Source organism: Candidatus Campylobacter infans (assembly GCF_013416015.1).
Taxonomy (GTDB): Bacteria; Campylobacterota; Campylobacteria; order Campylobacterales; family Campylobacteraceae; genus Campylobacter; species Campylobacter infans.
The window spans coordinates 452,729-468,461 of sequence record NZ_CP049075.1 but is presented as its reverse complement, the minus strand read 5'-3'; the positions used below and the strand labels follow the sequence as shown (position 1 = coordinate 468,461).

Genomic DNA, 15,733 nt, shown 5'->3' with positions numbered 1-15,733 from the left:
ATTTTAAAATTTTTAAAATTTTAACTTTTGCTACCGCAAGTTTTAAATACTAGCCGAATTTTTGGGTTTAAATTTTTTAAAGAAGTAAAATTTTAAAATGCCTAAAAATGCCAAATTTTAAATAAAAAGAAAAAAAATGAATAAATTTCGCCAAATCGCATTTTCCGTTCTCCGTAGCTTACAAGATAGGCACATTTACCATTACGCGGCCTCGCTTAGTTTTTATAGCGTTATGGCCATTATTCCTTTTATTTTTCTTTCTCTCTCGCTTTTTACGCAAATGCCAAGCTTTAAAGAATATTATAATTTAATAATGAATTTTGTCGCTGGCTCGCTTTTGCCAGCACATCAAGAAATAGTCGGCGAGCATTTAGAAAATTTCTTACAAAACAGCTCAAAGCTTGGTATAACAGGCCTTGTGGCTATGGTGATAACTAGCTTAATGTTTTTTTCAAATTTTGAGTTTGTTGTAACTACGCTAGCGCGCACCAAAGCGCGTAGTTTTTGGACTAGGGTTAGCGTTTATTGGACGCTAATGACGCTAATGCCACTAGCTCTGGCTTCAAGCTTTTATCTTTCGCATTTTGTGCAAAAAATGCTTAATGCTAGCGCATTTACTAAAAATATTAATTTTTTAGAACTCTTGCCCTTTTTGATAATTTTGGCGATTTTTTCGGTAACTTATGCTATTTGCATTAACCGCAAAATCCCGCTGTGGCGTATTTTTGGCGTTGGGTTTATAGCTAGTGGGGTGTGGAATATTTCAAAATTATTTTTCATAAGCTATGTTTTTTATAACAAAAGCTATGAAAGCATTTATGGCTCACTATCAACGCTGCTTTTTTTCTTTGTGTGGCTTTATGTAAGCTGGATTATATTTTTATTTGGGCTAAAAGCTTGCGTTTATGGGCTAGATACTGCCCTAGATGACCAAGATAGCCCACAAAACCCAAACGCACAAATACAAATCCAAAACCCAAACAACGCTCACACAAAATCAGCAAAAGGCAAGAAAAATCAATGAAAATTGGTGTTTTTGATAGCGGAGTTGGCGGGCTTGGCGTGCTTTATGAGAGTTTTTTATGCCTTAGGGACGCTAGCTTTATTTATTATGCTGATAGAGATAATGTGCCTTATGGAGTGCGCACAGATGATGAAATACGCGAGCTTTTAAGCCAGGCTTTAAATTTTTTAATAGCCCAAGGTTGCCAGGCTATTATCATAGCTTGTAACACAGCTAGCAGCGTAGCAAATAATGAATTTAGAGCAAGGTTTAAGGCTAAAATAATAGCAATGGAGCCAGCCATAAAACTAGCTCTTGATACTCACAAAAACGCCCATATAATCATCGCCGCTACCCCACTAACCATAAAGGGACAAAAGCTAAAAACCTTGCTAGCAAGCCTTGATAGCAAGGGCGTGGATTTACTAGCCTTGCCAAAATTAGTAGAATTTGCTGAGTGCGGAGAGTTTGAGCCAGATTATCTAAAAAGCCTAGACCTTTCAAAGTGTGATATATTCGTGCTTGGCTGCACGCATTTTAATTATTTTAAAAAAGCGATAAAAAACTTAAATCCAAATATCAGCTTTATTGATGGCAATTTTGGCACGGTTAAAAATCTAGCCAAAACGCTAAATTTAGAATTAATAAAACGCGAAAATTGCGATATTAGCGAGATTTTAGAACGCACTGAGTTTTTTATATCTAAACGAAAAGCAAATGAAAGTGAAATGGCTTTAATAAAAAAATGCTTAAACTGGCTAAAAACAGCGCACGAAATCAACTAATTTAAGTTTATTAACACTAAAATTTTAAATTATCAATCCAAAATCAGCAAATCCAAAAATAATCAAACCTGCCTAATATCAAAGCGCACCAAGCCCGCTAAGAGTGTAAAAACACAAATTTTACAATTTATTTTATCATAGCGCCAAAAAAGCGCCTCAAAAAAGCGCACCGTATTTTTAGCCTAGCTATAATGTTTCTTTCATATAAGTGGCTAATGGCACTTAAGAGCATTCATCTTAACCACTAAAGATGATTGAGATTTCTGCTGTGATTTTGGTGATCCTTTGCTACTTGTGTCGCGCTACGCGCCTATTTAAAATTTGCTCCGATTGCTCGCTTTTTTGCTTGTTTTTATTTTCGTCGCAAAACTTCATTGCTAGCACCGCTCTATCTCGTATATGATTTTGTATTGGCTCTAGCCACTCGTCATCTAAGTTAAATTCGGCGTGCTTTTCAAACTCGAATTTACTAAGCTTTTCTAAGCCCTCTAAGTGCCTATCGCTTACTGCTAGTTTTAGTTGCGCGTCAAAAATATAGCCGAAAAATGAAGTAGTTTCGGCTAATGCCGCATTTATATCGCTTAATTCGGATTTTATTAAAAGATTTATTATTGATAAGCCGTTATCGAATATCGGCGCTGATCGTAGCGGCGCGCCCGTATCGTTATCAATCATCATACCGAAATTTCCCAAATGCCTATCGGTATTGTAAATAATAGCATCAAATAGCAATAAATCTTCTAACTTTTCTTTTCCGTATATTTTTGCGACGGCATTTACCAGTTCGTTACCTCGCGCTCTCTTATCGCGTTCGGATAAAAAATAATATATCGGCACATAACCCTCTTTTTGGCTAGTAAAAATTTTACACGAGCTTACTAACTCATCGTGAAATTTTCGCAAATCGTATTTTATATGCTCAAAGCCTAAAACTTTTGCGACCTGCGCCATATAAAACTCTGCGTAAGCTTCCCTGCCGCCGTTTGCGTAAGCCTCGCTAGAGCCTTTATAAAGATAAATTCCGTTCCACTCCCGGTACCAGCATTTTTTAAGCATACCGTTAGTCGTATATTCGGGCGAGGATGTAAAGCCGCTTACTTTATGGTTCATACCGCTAAAAGCGACCAGCGATAAGGCTTCGTCAAATCTATTATCGTAAAGATTATAATCGCTCCATTTATAATCCGCGCCAGCTGGAGTAATCCAAAAGGTATCGTTTAGACTAAGCGCTAAAGATACATTAACATAAGCCATAAAGTCGCTTTTACCTTGCTGCGCGTAAGAGGACACGATATTTTTAACGAATTGCCTATTTTTGGGAATTTTTCTGTTTTCAATCCAAGATTTTAAAGATTTTTTTAAGTCGTCTTTATTGATAGCTCTAGGTAAATTATCGTTCCTAATATCGACATTTAATACGGCTTGTTCGGCTATGTCTTTACCTAAAGCCTGCGTTTGAATATCGCCAACTTCAAATCTTAAAATAATCTCGTCTTTATTTTTTAATTGATAAAACATTTATTTTCCCGCACAAATGCTTACAAAAACACAAATTTTAAAATTTATCATCGCGCCAAAACTAAAAAAGCCCGCCAAAAAACCGCGCCAAAAAGCCCGCCAAAAGCATTAAACAAAAAGGCCTAAATCAAGCCTAATTTATAAATTTTAATCAAGCTATGCTTATTTCTTTAATATCGCCAAGCTCTAAAAACGCGCCATAAACCGCGCTGATTAAGGCCTTGCGATTTTGGCGGATTTTTTCATTTTCATCATTTATCATTACATTTTCAAAAAAGTCATCAATGCTGTTTTTTAGGCCAAAAAGCTTACTAAAATACTCTTTTGGCTCGCTTTTATCGAGTTTTAAAGCCACAAATGCGCTAAATAAAGCCTTTTCGCAAGGCTCTTTTAATAAACTCTCATCTACTTTTTGAGAAATTATTTCGCCTTTTAGGATATTTGCTAGGCGCTTAAAGGTGTCAAAATTCTTTTCAAAATCCTGGCTTTTGCTTAGATTTTCTAGGGCGTCAATGCTAGCATTTAGGCTTTTGAGATCGCAAGTTTTTGAGTTTAGAGCGGCTTTGATTATAGACGGGTTCGTATCTTTTAGCGCATAAAGCCTTTCTAAAATAAAATCTTTTAAAATTTTAATATCAAAATCTTTATAAAGCGGTTTTATCGCTGCTAGCACCTTGTCTAAATCAAAGTTTATATTAAGATTTAGCACGATTTTTAAAACCCCAAGGCTAGCACGGCGCAAGGCGTAAGGATCTTTTGTGCCACTTGGAATTTTATTAATGCTAAAAAGCGCCATCAAGCTATCAAGCTTAGTGCTAAGTGCGATTATGGAGCTAAAAAGTGAGCTTGGGAGCGCGCTATCTTCGCTATTTGGTAAATACTGCTGGCTAATTGCGCTACTTACGCGCTCGCTTTGACCCTTAGCCTTGGCGTAAAATCCGCCCATAATGCCTTGTAGATTTGTAAATTCATAAACCATAGCCGTGCTTAAATCAGCCTTGGCTAGCATTGCGGCCTTTTCTAGCTCGCTTTTAAAATCCGCTCCGCACTCGCTAAGCAACAAATCCGCATAAATATCGCCTAAAATTTGGGCTATTTTGCATTCGCGCACGCTCTTATCATACATAGAGCCAAGCCCTGCTAAAAAAGTGATGTTTTTTAGATTATCTGCGCTAAACTCAGCCTTTAAATCACTATGCCAAAAAAACTGCGCATCACTTAGCCTTGCGCGCAGCACCCGCTCATTACCAGCTATTATTAGCTCGCGCTCATTTGAGGTAGAATTACAAACTACTATAAAATTATTTGCAAGCTCGCCGTTTGGCTTTTTAAGCGCGAAATAGCGTTGATTTTCTTTCATTGAGGTTATGATAACTGGTGCTGGCACTTGTAAAAACTCTTCATCAAAACTACCCAAAAGCGCGCTAGGGTATTCAGTAATAGCAACCACTTCGCGCAATAATTCCTCATCAAGTTCTACTTTTAGCCCGCTATTTTTTTCTATGCTAGCAATGCCATCTAAAATGCGCCTTTTGCGCTCAGTTGCGCTTAAAATCACGCCATTTTTAGCTAATAATTCATAATAGCCCGCACTATCATCAAAGCTTTGTAATTCATAGCTAAAATCCCTATGGACAAAACTTGCTTTTTTGGATTTTACGCCAAAAATTTCACACTCTAAAAGCTCATCATCAAGCAAGCAAAAAAATGAGCGTAAAGGGCGGATAAACTCGCTCTTTCCATCGCCCCAGCGCATCGCGCGCCCAAAATTTAAGCTAGTTATAAAATCAAATATTATTTGAGCTAAAATTTCTTTTGTAGCACAGCCTTTTTGTATGCTTTTATGATAAAGCACTTCTTTGCCTTTGATTAGCTCAAATTTTAATTGCTCTGGCTTTAAGCCACATTTTTGCCCAAAAGCCAAAGCAGCCTTTGTAAAATTGCCGTTAGTATCGATAGCCACGGACTTTGGCGCGCCTATATGCTCGCTTATTTTATCATCTGCATTTTGTGGTAAAGCTCCGCTTAAAACTATGCGCCGTGGGGTGTAATTTAAACTAAACTCACCGCTTAAACCACGCTCATTTAATGCTTTTTGCAATTTTGGCAAGATATTATCAAGCTCTTTTAAAAAAGGCCAAGCCGGTAGCTCTTCTAAGCCAAACTCAATTAACACATTCATTTTGCGCCCTTATCGGTTTTTGCGCGCTTATCCATCATTTGCTTATTAAATCCAAGCACTAAAATAAAAATAAAAATCACGCCAAAAGCTGTAATAATAATATCTAACACGCTAAAACCTAAATGAAATTAAAGCCGGGATTATAACAAAAAATCTTTAAGCACTATTTAAAATTTCAAAATCCCTTGGCCTTGGATTTTAGCTCAAAATAATTTTAAAATTTTAAATTTAATTTGCTATAATCACGGATTTTATTTTAATTTAAGCGTCAAATTTCATGAAAACAATTATTTTAATAGGTCGCCCAAATGTCGGCAAAAGCTCGCTTTTTAACCGCTTAGCAGGGCGCAGGGTAGCAATTACTAGCGATATAGCCGGCACCACGCGCGATACAAACCGCGCTAAAATTAGCATTGATGATAGAGATTGTATTATAAGTGATAGTGGCGGGCTAGATGAAAGCAACGAACTATGGCGCGCGGTGCGTAAAAACTCCCTAGAAGCCGCCCAAAATGCCGATATAATCATCTTTATGGTAGATGGCAAGCTTTACCCAGATGAAGTGGATAAAAAAATTTTTTATGAACTCTCCAAGCTAAAAAAGCCTATTTGCCTAGCCATAAATAAAGTAGATAGCAAAAAAGACGAGCTTAGGGCAAATGAGTTTTTAAGCTTTGGAGCTAAAAAGCTTTTTTGGCTCTCAGTTTCGCACAATTGTGGCACAGATGAGCTTAGAGCGTGGATTTATCAGCATTTAGAGCCAAATCAAAATGAAAAAATAGAGCAAGATTTTGATGAATATTTACAAAGCTTAGATGAAAATGGGCAGTATTTAAACCAAAATCAATTAAACGATGATATAGCCGAGCTTAGCGACATTTTACGCGATGAAATAAGCCCAAATGAAGATTACGAAAATAAAGATATAAAAGTAGGCATTGTAGGGCGCGTAAATGTCGGTAAATCAAGCCTTTTAAATGCTCTTGTTAAAAAGCAAAGAAGCGTAGTAAGCCAAATTGATGGCACCACAATAGATCCAGTAAATGAAAAAATCAGCCTGCCTTGTAAGCAAAATAAAATCAAAACCTTTGAGTTTATCGATACAGCCGGCATAAGACGCCGTGGCAAAATCGATGGCATAGAAAAATACGCCCTACTTCGCACGCAAAAAATCCTAGAAAACGCAGATATTGCGCTTTTAATCCTAGATGCGAGCGAGGGCATAAATGAGCTTGATGAACGCATAGCTGGACTTGCTAGCAAGCACGAGCTAGGCGTGATAATCGTGCTAAATAAATGGGATAAAATCAGCGCAGATGAAAAGGCTTTTGATAAAATTTGCCTTGAAATAAAAGATAGATTTAAGTTTTTATCTTATGCGCCTATTATTAGTATTTCAGCATTTGGCGGCAAGAGAGTGCATAAAATTTATGATTTAATTTTAAGCGTTTATGAAAACTACACCCAAAAGCTCCAAACCGCAAAACTAAATGAAATTTTAACCAAAGCCCAAATCAAACACCCACCAGCAAGAGAACACGGCAGGGTTGTAAAAATTTATTATGGCGTTCAATTTAGCTTTGCTCCGCCACGCATCGCGCTTATTACGAATAAACCGCGCGCTTTGCATTTTAGCTATATGCGCTATTTACAAAACCAAATAAGACAAAATTTTAATCTCACAGGCACGCCACTTGTGCTAATTCCAAAAAACAAAAACAAAGATGAAAGCGGTTGATTTATACCAAATCTAAGAAATTTTAAAATTTAAAAATAGGTAAGAAAATGAAAAAAAACATAGTTTTAATTGGCTTTATGGCTGTTGGCAAGGGAGCAGTAGCAAGGGAGCTATGCGCGCTTACAGGGCGCATTGGGCTTGATTGTGATGATTTAATACAAAGTATGTATAATCAAAAAATTAAAGAAATTTTTGCTAAAAATGGTGAGAGCAAATTTCGTCAAATCGAGCAAAAACTAGCCAATTTTTTAGCCAAAAATGTAAAAGGCGCCATAATCTCAACAGGCGGCGGCTTTTATAAGGTAAAAAAGCTAAAAAAAATCGGCAAAATTATTTATTTAAGAAGCAGTTTTGATGAAATCATAAACCGCATAAACTCAGCACCAAATAGCAAAAAAAAGCTAGCAAAAAGACCGCTTTTAAAAGATCTAAAAAAAGCGCGCGCCTTACACGAAGCAAGAGATAAAGAATATATGAAAAAGGCTGATTTTATCGTAGTAAGCCAAAACAAAAGCCCTACAAAAATAGCCAAAGAAATTTTAAAAATATTAAAGGATAAAAAGTGAGAGTTTTAACAGGACTTCAACCAAGCGGAAAACTTCATTTAGGTAATTATTTTTCTAGCATTTTGCCGATGATTAAAGCCCAAAATGAAAGCGATAATGAAATGTTTATTTTCATAGCTAATTACCACGCTATGACTAGCGCAAATGCCGGGCAAATGCTTAAAAATCAAACCTTTGAGCTTGCTTGTGGCTTTTTAGCACTTGGCATAGATCCGCAAATTTCTACATTTTGGCTACAAAGCGATGCAAGAGATGTTTTGGAGTTTTATTGGATTTTATCGCAATTTACGCCTATGGGGTTATTAGAGCGCGCGCACGCTTATAAGGATAAAATTTCAAAAGGCTTAGAGGCAAATCACGGGCTTTTTAGCTATCCAGTGCTTATGGCAGCTGATATTTTGCTTTATAGCGCAAATGCCGTCCCAGTAGGCAAGGATCAAATCCAGCATGTTGAAATCGCGCGCGATTTGGCATTAAAATTTAATAATAAATTTGGCGAAATTTTAACCCTGCCCAAAGCAAAAATAGCAGATGATATAGCCATAATCCCCGGCACAGATGGCGCAAAAATGAGCAAAAGCTATAAAAACACCATTGATATTTTTGCCGATGAAAAAACCCTAAAAAAGCAAATAAATGCGATCGTTACAAATAGCACGGCAATTGACGAGCCAAAGCAATGGCAAAATTGCAATATCTACGCGCTGGCAAAATTGTTTTTAGATGAGTTTGGCCAAGAAGCATTAAAAGAGCGTTACGAGCGCGGGCATGAAGGTTTTGGGCATTTTAAGGCTTATTTGTATGAGCTAGTTTTGGATTATTTTAAACAAGCCAGAGAAAAATACAACGAGCTAATAAACAACGAAAAAATGGTGCGCGAAATTTTAAATGATGGCGCAGCAAAGGCAAATAAAATCACAAGCGATAAATTAAAAGAGATTAAAGATTTAATGGGGATATTTTAATGATAAACTTAAAATTAATTGAAACAAATTTTAATGAATTTAATGCAAAATTAAAAGCCAAAAATGTAGGTGATAATGTATTAAGCGAGCTTTTAAATGCTTATAATAGCGCAAAATCCGCAAAATTAGAGCTTGAAGAGCTTCAAAGCATACAAAATTCCAAAAGCAAAGAGCTAGGCATAAAGGCTAAAAATGGCGAGGATATAAACGCGCTAAAAGATGAATTAAACGAAAATAAAAGCAAAATCGCCACCAAAAGCGAGCAAGTAAGCAAGCTAGAAAATGCGCTTGAAACCCTAGCCTGCTCTGTGCCAAATTTAATCGATAATTGCGTGCCACTTGGCAAAGATGAAAATGAAAATGTAGAAATTAAGCGCGTTTTAAGCCCAAGGGAGTTTGATTTTAGCCCGCTTGAACACTTTGAGCTAGGCTCAAAACTTGGCTGGCTGGATTTTGAGCGTGGCGCAAAGCTTTCAGGCTCGCGTTTTAGCGCGCTAAAAGGTATGGGCGCACGGCTAAATCGCGCCCTAATAAATTATATGATCGATTTTAACGCCTCACGCGGATTTGAGCTAGTAAATGTGCCGTTTTTAGTGCGCCCAGAAATACTTTTTGGCACAGGACAGCTACCAAAATTTGCCGATGATTTATACAAAATAAAGGATGAAGAATTATATTTAATCCCAACTAGCGAAGTGCCAGTAACTAATCTTTATAATGATGAAATATTAATGGCTGATAGCTTGCCACTTAAAATGACTTGTTATAGTGCTTGCTTTCGCAAAGAAGCAGGCAGTGCAAGCAAAGATACGCGCGGTATGATAAGACAGCATCAGTTTGAAAAAGTAGAGCTTGTTTGTATTAGCAAAGCAGATGAAAGTGATAAAATTTTTGATGAAATGGTAGCTTGCGCGTCTGATTTGCTAAGTTCTCTTGGCTTGCCACACCGCCATATGATGCTTTGTAGTGGCGATTTAGGATTTAGCGCAGCAAAAACCATAGATTTAGAGGTCTGGCTACCAGGTCAAAACAAATACCGCGAAATTAGCTCTATTAGTAATTGCCGTGATTTTCAAGCGCGCAGGGCTAAAATCCGCTACAAAGATGGCAAGAAAAACACCCTAGCCCACACCCTAAATGGCTCGTCCTTGGCTGTTGGGCGCACGCTAATTGCCATAATGGAAAACTACCAGCAAAAAGACGCAAGCATACAAATACCAAAAGTGCTAGAAAAATATATGTAAGATTAAAGCTAGCTGATTTAAGCTAGCTTTAAAAATTTATTTTATTATAATTTAGCAAATTTTATAAAAAAAGGATAAAAATGCAAGCAATAAACTATGATAAATATTTAAATATGAATGAAAGACAGCTTTTAAATTCTCTGCTGAATGCAGAAAAAAAAGAAACTAAAATAAAAACTATTTTACAAGAAAATAGCGATTTAATTTCATTTTTGAAAGCGAAATTAAAAGAAAAAATAGACCGACCAAAATATAATTTTGTGCCTTACAAAGAAAGCGAAGCTTATAAAATAGGGCGTGAGAGAGAAAAAGCAAGAACACCAGAGCAACAGGCTCAACTTGATAGAGAAATAGACGAACTTATAAACAAGAATTACGGCAATGAATTATGAGATAATCATTGACACAAAGCCAAATTCATTTCTCAAAAAACTTGCAAAGACTACACCAAAGGACTTTAACAAGATAGACGGCTTTTTAAAGCGATTAGAAAGTATCCAAGAGCCTTTAAAATTGCCTAACTGCACCAAGCTAGTAGCATTTAGCGATAATCGCTATCGATGGCGTTTAGGCAATCACAGAATAATCGCTATTATCGCCAAAAATCAAATACAAATCATTCACATAGCTAAAAGAGATGAAAAAACCTACGGCTAAGCCACTTAGATAAATTATTTTAAGCCAAAATTATTTTATAAGCTAGCAAATTTTAATCAAATCTAAAAGCAAAAAAATTTTAACCGCGCAATAACAAAATAAGCAAAATCAAAAAATAAATTTTAAAATAAGCAAATAAAAAAGGCGCGAAGCCAAAGCTTCACGCCCTTAAAATGAAAGGCAAAAATTACAATCCTACCACGCAATGCGTCTTTGTGTAGGGCGAGTTTTTGCTTTATTTACGGCTTCATCTATGATTGTGCTGCCACCTTTCCAATCAGTGCTTTTACTTTCAAAGCTTGTAAAGATCGCGCCATAGCCGGCACCATTTGGCAATGGATAGCAATTTCTTATAAAATTACAATACATTTGCGCATCATCGCCTAGTAATTTAACAAAAACGCTTTTTCCAGCAGGCACTTTTAAGAAATCCCCGCTTTGTTTTGCGCTTTGTTCGTTTTGGCCTATGGCAGTTATATTATTAGCGCCAATATCTGCGCCATCAACGCTATAATCAAATAATTTAGCATTTAAAGCAGGGAAAGCATCGCGTCTAATGCGGTAGTAATTTGCATAGCCGGGGATTATATCGCCTATGATTTTGGCATCTTGAAGCTCTTTTGCTACAAGCGGATTGCTTGTATAAGCAGCTAAAAACACGGCATTATCTTTTAAATCACCTGTTTTTCCGCCTACTTGTTTATTTGGTGCTACTAAAATCACATCTAACATAGCCGCTCCGCCTGTTGTATCTACCATCGCTGAAATTTTATTATCTTCTAGCCATTGATTTTTAGTTTCTTGGGTTTTATCTGGCACTTCTACTTTTTTAGCTTCGGTTTTTATTAGCACAGGTTCTTTTTCTTTTAAAGAATACTCACTTGCTTTTTGGCCAAATAACAAGCCTAGATCTTTTTTAGGATTTGCCGTTCTATCTATATTTTTAAGATCAGCCACACCTTTTGTAAAGCCGGTTTTATATATGGTTACATCCAAAACGCCATTTTGGCTTGCGCCTGCTAGTAAGTTTTGGTAATGCGTTTGTGTGTTATGCATTTTTTTAGTAGCAGCAACTAAGTTCGCGCCCGTTGCTGAGGCAATGTAGTTATTTTCATTCATAGTATTACCACTTTGGCATATTTCTTGCCATTTACTGCTATACTTTGAATACACCATATCACATCTTGGTGCTAAGAGTAAAGACATAGTTTTAAACTGCTCGCTTGTGATCTTAAATCTAAAATCATTAGTTGCAATAGGGCTATTTATATTTCTATTATTATGCACAACCACAGGCGTTACTAAGCCACTTCTAAATTCTATATTATCTTCGGCAGGATCATTTGGAGCTTTTGCTTGGCCGTCATATCTGCTTAAAAAGTTATTAGCTAAGATATTAGCTTTATTTGCTCCGGCTGCGCCTACTTGGATTGTAAAGGTTGCGTTTTCTAGCTCATCATTACAATTAGTTGAATCAGGGTAGCTAGAGCAAGGGGCTCTGTGATAGGTGAATTTTTCCGAATTATACGGGCTATTGCTAGCTGATTTGTTGCTTAGTGTGGTGTTGATTTTCATCATAGCAGGGTTAAAGGTATAAAATTTAAAGCCTTTTCTTTCAAAATCTGCTGGCATATTTTGTAGATTATACGCTTTTGAGTTATTTACCACTATGGTATCACATCCATAAAGTCCGCCATTTGCTCTAAATTTTTGGCAATTTTGATCGTTTTTATCGCATGTAGATTTTGCTTCGCCCACATCACATAATGGCTCAGGGTCATCGCTATGTGTGGTTTTGTTATTTTGTGAAAAGGTGGTTTGCTCGCTATCTCCAAGGCGTAAAAGAGTTTTGCCATAGTTATTATAGGCTAGGTATTTATCGCCATTTACGATATCTGAATACACAAAGGCATTAGCTGTAAAAGTCAAAGTATTATTTTGCTTAGGTTTTAAATCCGCCCATACAGCTTGGCAGATATTATCATTAAAGCAGTTTTCTATTTGGTTATAGAGCTTTTGTGTAGTGCCGGCGTTGTTTTTGTTGTTTGTTGAGTATATGCTTGGGAGCTGTTTAAATTCTAGCTCATCATCTCTTGCGTAAATGCTTGCTATAACCCCTGTTAAACTACTAGTAAAGCCTTTAATTGGTTTGCCCTCGGCGTCTTTTGCATCTATATCAAGTGCTGATACATTGCCACTATAACTTTTAGGAAAGAAAATAGCGTGTTTTTCTATTAGCTTATCATTTGCCGTTTTATCGCTTAGATATTTCAAATCTTCTTCTGGGTTTAGGGCTCTTTCTTTGGTTTTATCCTCAGGGTATTTGTAGCCTGCGTAGAGTTTGTTTTTATCATCTACCGGATTAGCTGCGTAAAATAACGGCCTAGCATCAAAGCGGAAGTGGCGAGTTTTAGAGCTTACATTTGGGCCTTGTGCTGCATCGCCAGCAGTTCCATCACCCTCTGGTCTTTTGCTTTCATGACCTAAAAAAGGCTTTCTAGCTATATATTTGCCACCCTCAAACCGATCATTTTTATTATAGAGTATTGGTGATCCTTCAAGCACATTGCCAGGGAATGCATCCCAGTATGTTGCAAAATCGCATCTTGTGCTAAGTGCTAAATCATTATAATGAGCACCCTCTGTGTTTAAAATTTTTAGGCTTGCTAGCTGTATGTTATAAGCAAAATGCTTATATAAACCAGCATATTTAAATGGTTGATTTCTATATTTAGAGCCGTGTTCTTTTACATTTGTATAATCGCTAAAATCTAATTGGCATTGAATTCTTAATCCCTTTAAATCAGAGCTAAAATCTGCGGATTTTATAGTAAAGGTTGGCTCATCATCAGTGCCTTCAATTTTTACTATTACTCTGCCACGACCGCGTTGTTGGATAGAATTACCAAGTGGCTTATCGGTTCTCTCGCCATTCGGTTTTAAAATCCAGCAATTCATATTTTTTTTAAAATAAAATTTTTTTGGTGCCTCATTTGCTGTGCCAGCACTTACTATTCTAAACTTAGCTTCAAAGGCAGGTAAATTTTGATGATCGGCATCTTTATAGTCTGCTTCTTTAAAAACCTCTTCGGCAAGCTCTCTTGCGCTCTTACTCTTTACTAAGTTGCTTACTTTATTTTTATCTAGTATTCTTAGATTAGATTTTTTTTCAAAATCCCTTAAAGATATAGTAAAAATTTTAGGTGCTTTTACATGGTATTTGTATGTTCTCTCATCTACATAAGCAGGGCTCCAAGTAGTATTCATCGAACAATCATCTCTGCGACCTACATCTTGGTCTCCAACTCTTCCTTGAATTACTTGCTCTCTTCTAAATAAATATCCGCCAGAATATATAGTGCTATTCCACACAAAGTCTTTCCAACATTTTCCCTCAAAGTCAAAGCTACTTGTAGTAGTTCCATCAAATACAAAAAGCTTTTTTGGCTCAGCATATGCCCATTGTGGATAATTACCAACACCTTGACCGCCCCATGCATATCTATTGTATGTATTATCATCCGTGCTGTAATACACACCATTACCCGCCCAAGTTATTTCATTGACACATTGAAAATGGCTCCAATTCCAAGGATCATTCCAATCACCCCGTTTAACACTATCGCTATCGCATTTATATAAACCCAATGTATTCGTTACATCATCATTAAAGGATTGAGGATATGGTGAATTTTTAGGATATACATAGGTTGTTAATCTTACATCATCTCTATTATTTCTACGATTCTTAAACCAGTGACTATTATCTGCCGTAGATATCATTAATGTTTCACTTCTTTTAATCCTATTATTGCAATTAGCACCAGGTTTTCTACAATCTATTTCTTGTTTTACATCATCAGCAGAGCCGCAAGCTGCCCAAAGAAGTTGCTTTTTATCGCGTCTTGGTTTCCATCCCTGAGTTATTGCGTCGTTGAAATTACAAGTGCCCCTCAAGCATGTTTCGCATTCATTTTCTTTGGTAAAACCATCACATTTTTCTTTGCAGTGTGCGTAGCAATCCACCATTGTATCACACTCATAAGGTTCGGCTCTACCTGCTTTTTTTGCTTCTTTGTTAGCATCTTTCATACCTTGCGTACAAAATCCTGGCAATTCATCTTCGCGCCCTATTATTAAAGTAGGCAGATTATAAGTCCCTGAGCCTGATTTAAGCCCAGAGCTATAACTCATATTATTTAAAACAAGCGAAGAGCCTGCGTATTTTTCCGTGCTATGCTTTACAGACAATCTAATGCCAAAAAAGTTGCTTTTGCTATCATTAAAACTATTTGCGTCTTTTGCCTCTTTTTTGCAACCTCTATAAAAAGTGTCTGTTGCAAAGATTAAGGTTGCGTAGTTGTTATTTTTACACTTACCATTTTTTTCGCAAAAATTATCAGGGATTACTATTTTAAACTGCTTGGCAGTGGAGTTTAGCTTATTATCTCTAATCTCGTTTTTGCATTTACCAAAATTTGTGCCATCTTGATATTCATTGCTAGCGTGCTTTTTGCTATACATATAAAAGCCAATGCCATTATCTTTGTATTGTCCATAAACCTCTGGTGATGTTACTTTATCAGCATTGATATTATTTTTTATTGTTTCATCTTTTTTGGTTATAGAGGCTGGGATAGATTTAGCACTGCTTAAATCCACGATCACCTCTAAATAACCCACCTTGCTTTCGTCATTAACTTGCTTAGGGTTATGAAAGGCAAAGGTGTATTGTTGGGCATTGTTTTGACCTGCTGGTCTAGTTCCGCCGTGTCCTAGGCCACCATCACTTACCACATCCATAATGTAGTTTTCGCCATCTTTGTTGCCATTAGTGGTAAATGAGATGGCAGGTCTATCGCCACCATCTACTGGAATTCTTGTCATTGTTACTTTGCCATTTTCTTGGGGCGTCCAATCAGTTTTTGCCTTATTGACTAACAGTCCGCCAGCGCCAAAAGCCAAACTCTGCAAAGCTAAAAGTGCAAAACCGGCTTTTAAAAAGCTTTTCATGCTTTCCTCCTTTTTGTAGTGTAAATGCTAGCATTATAGCACAAAAATCAAATAAAAGAAAA

At 36.7% G+C, this 15,733-nt stretch carries 11 protein-coding genes; 8 read left to right on the top strand and 3 right to left on the bottom strand.

Annotation, left to right across the window (positions count from 1 at the left end; all coding sequences use genetic code 11):
* Nucleotides 1–136 precede the first annotated feature (136 nt).
* Both CINF_RS02470 and murI read left to right on the top strand, forming a co-directional pair.
* Nucleotides 137–1,024 (top strand): YihY/virulence factor BrkB family protein, encoded by an 888-nt coding sequence (locus CINF_RS02470; RefSeq protein WP_178696639.1) that lies wholly within the window; start codon nt 137–139, stop codon nt 1,022–1,024.
* Nucleotides 1,021–1,788: a glutamate racemase gene (gene murI, locus CINF_RS02465; protein ID WP_179975620.1), complete on the top strand. Its 768-nt coding sequence runs from the start codon at nt 1,021–1,023 to the stop codon at nt 1,786–1,788. Before CINF_RS02470 ends, murI begins: the two co-directional genes overlap by 4 nt.
* A 288-nt stretch (nt 1,789–2,076) precedes the next feature.
* On the opposite strand, the gene CINF_RS02460 is transcribed toward murI, so the two are convergent.
* Together CINF_RS02460 and glyS are read right to left on the bottom strand one after the other, a co-directional pair.
* Complete coding sequence (locus CINF_RS02460; protein WP_179975619.1) at nt 2,077–3,306, bottom strand: HipA domain-containing protein; 1,230 nt, start codon at nt 3,304–3,306, stop codon at nt 2,077–2,079.
* Between the two features lie 151 nt (nt 3,307–3,457).
* On the bottom strand, nt 3,458–5,488 hold the full coding sequence (gene glyS / locus CINF_RS02455; protein WP_179975618.1) for a glycine--tRNA ligase subunit beta: 2,031 nt from the start codon (nt 5,486–5,488) through the stop codon (nt 3,458–3,460).
* Nucleotides 5,489–5,765: 277 nt separating this feature from the next.
* Here glyS and der point away from each other — a divergent pair, with 277 nt between their 5' ends.
* The 6 genes from der (at nt 5,766) to CINF_RS02425 (ending at nt 10,658) form a co-directional block, all read left to right on the top strand.
* Complete coding sequence (der, locus tag CINF_RS02450) at nt 5,766–7,226, top strand: ribosome biogenesis GTPase Der (protein WP_179975617.1); 1,461 nt, start codon at nt 5,766–5,768, stop codon at nt 7,224–7,226.
* 47 nt (nt 7,227–7,273) lie between these two features.
* Nucleotides 7,274–7,792, top strand: coding sequence for a shikimate kinase (locus tag CINF_RS02445; protein ID WP_179975616.1), 519 nt, complete (start codon nt 7,274–7,276; stop codon nt 7,790–7,792).
* Nucleotides 7,789–8,757: a tryptophan--tRNA ligase gene (gene trpS / locus CINF_RS02440; RefSeq protein ID WP_179975615.1), complete on the top strand. Its 969-nt coding sequence runs from the start codon at nt 7,789–7,791 to the stop codon at nt 8,755–8,757. Before CINF_RS02445 ends, trpS begins: the two co-directional genes overlap by 4 nt.
* Complete coding sequence (serS, locus tag CINF_RS02435; RefSeq protein ID WP_179975614.1) at nt 8,757–10,001, top strand: serine--tRNA ligase; 1,245 nt, start codon at nt 8,757–8,759, stop codon at nt 9,999–10,001. Before trpS ends, serS begins: the two co-directional genes overlap by 1 nt.
* 80 nt (nt 10,002–10,081) lie before the next feature.
* Complete coding sequence (locus CINF_RS02430; RefSeq protein WP_178696632.1) at nt 10,082–10,393, top strand: hypothetical protein; 312 nt, start codon at nt 10,082–10,084, stop codon at nt 10,391–10,393.
* The gene (locus CINF_RS02425) at nt 10,383–10,658 is read left to right on the top strand and encodes a type II toxin-antitoxin system RelE family toxin (RefSeq protein WP_178696631.1); all 276 of its coding nucleotides are present in this window, start codon (nt 10,383–10,385) and stop codon (nt 10,656–10,658) included. Before CINF_RS02430 ends, CINF_RS02425 begins: the two co-directional genes overlap by 11 nt.
* A 195-nt stretch (nt 10,659–10,853) precedes the next feature.
* Here CINF_RS02425 and CINF_RS02420 read toward each other — a convergent pair whose 3' ends face one another.
* Nucleotides 10,854–15,671 carry a hypothetical protein gene (locus CINF_RS02420; protein ID WP_179975613.1) on the bottom strand — a complete coding sequence of 1,606 codons (4,818 nt, stop codon included), beginning with the start codon at nt 15,669–15,671 and terminating at the stop codon, nt 10,854–10,856.
* Nucleotides 15,672–15,733 lie beyond the last annotated feature (62 nt).

What these genes read in the sequence shown, in the direction of transcription:
- CINF_RS02470 (WP_178696639.1), top strand. Translation starts at nt 137, where the DNA reads ATGAATAAATTTCGCCAAATCGCATTTTCCGTTCTCCGTAGCTTACAA.
- murI (WP_179975620.1), top strand. Translation starts at nt 1,021, where the DNA reads ATGAAAATTGGTGTTTTTGATAGCGGAGTTGGCGGGCTTGGCGTGCTT.
- CINF_RS02460 (WP_179975619.1), bottom strand. Translation starts at nt 3,306, where the DNA reads ATGTTTTATCAATTAAAAAATAAAGACGAGATTATTTTAAGATTTGAA.
- glyS (WP_179975618.1), bottom strand. Translation starts at nt 5,488, where the DNA reads ATGAATGTGTTAATTGAGTTTGGCTTAGAAGAGCTACCGGCTTGGCCT.
- der (WP_179975617.1), top strand. Translation starts at nt 5,766, where the DNA reads ATGAAAACAATTATTTTAATAGGTCGCCCAAATGTCGGCAAAAGCTCG.
- CINF_RS02445 (WP_179975616.1), top strand. Translation starts at nt 7,274, where the DNA reads ATGAAAAAAAACATAGTTTTAATTGGCTTTATGGCTGTTGGCAAGGGA.
- serS (WP_179975614.1), top strand. Translation starts at nt 8,757, where the DNA reads ATGATAAACTTAAAATTAATTGAAACAAATTTTAATGAATTTAATGCA.
- CINF_RS02430 (WP_178696632.1), top strand. Translation starts at nt 10,082, where the DNA reads ATGCAAGCAATAAACTATGATAAATATTTAAATATGAATGAAAGACAG.
- CINF_RS02425 (WP_178696631.1), top strand. Translation starts at nt 10,383, where the DNA reads ATGAATTATGAGATAATCATTGACACAAAGCCAAATTCATTTCTCAAA.
- CINF_RS02420 (WP_179975613.1), bottom strand. Translation starts at nt 15,671, where the DNA reads ATGAAAAGCTTTTTAAAAGCCGGTTTTGCACTTTTAGCTTTGCAGAGT.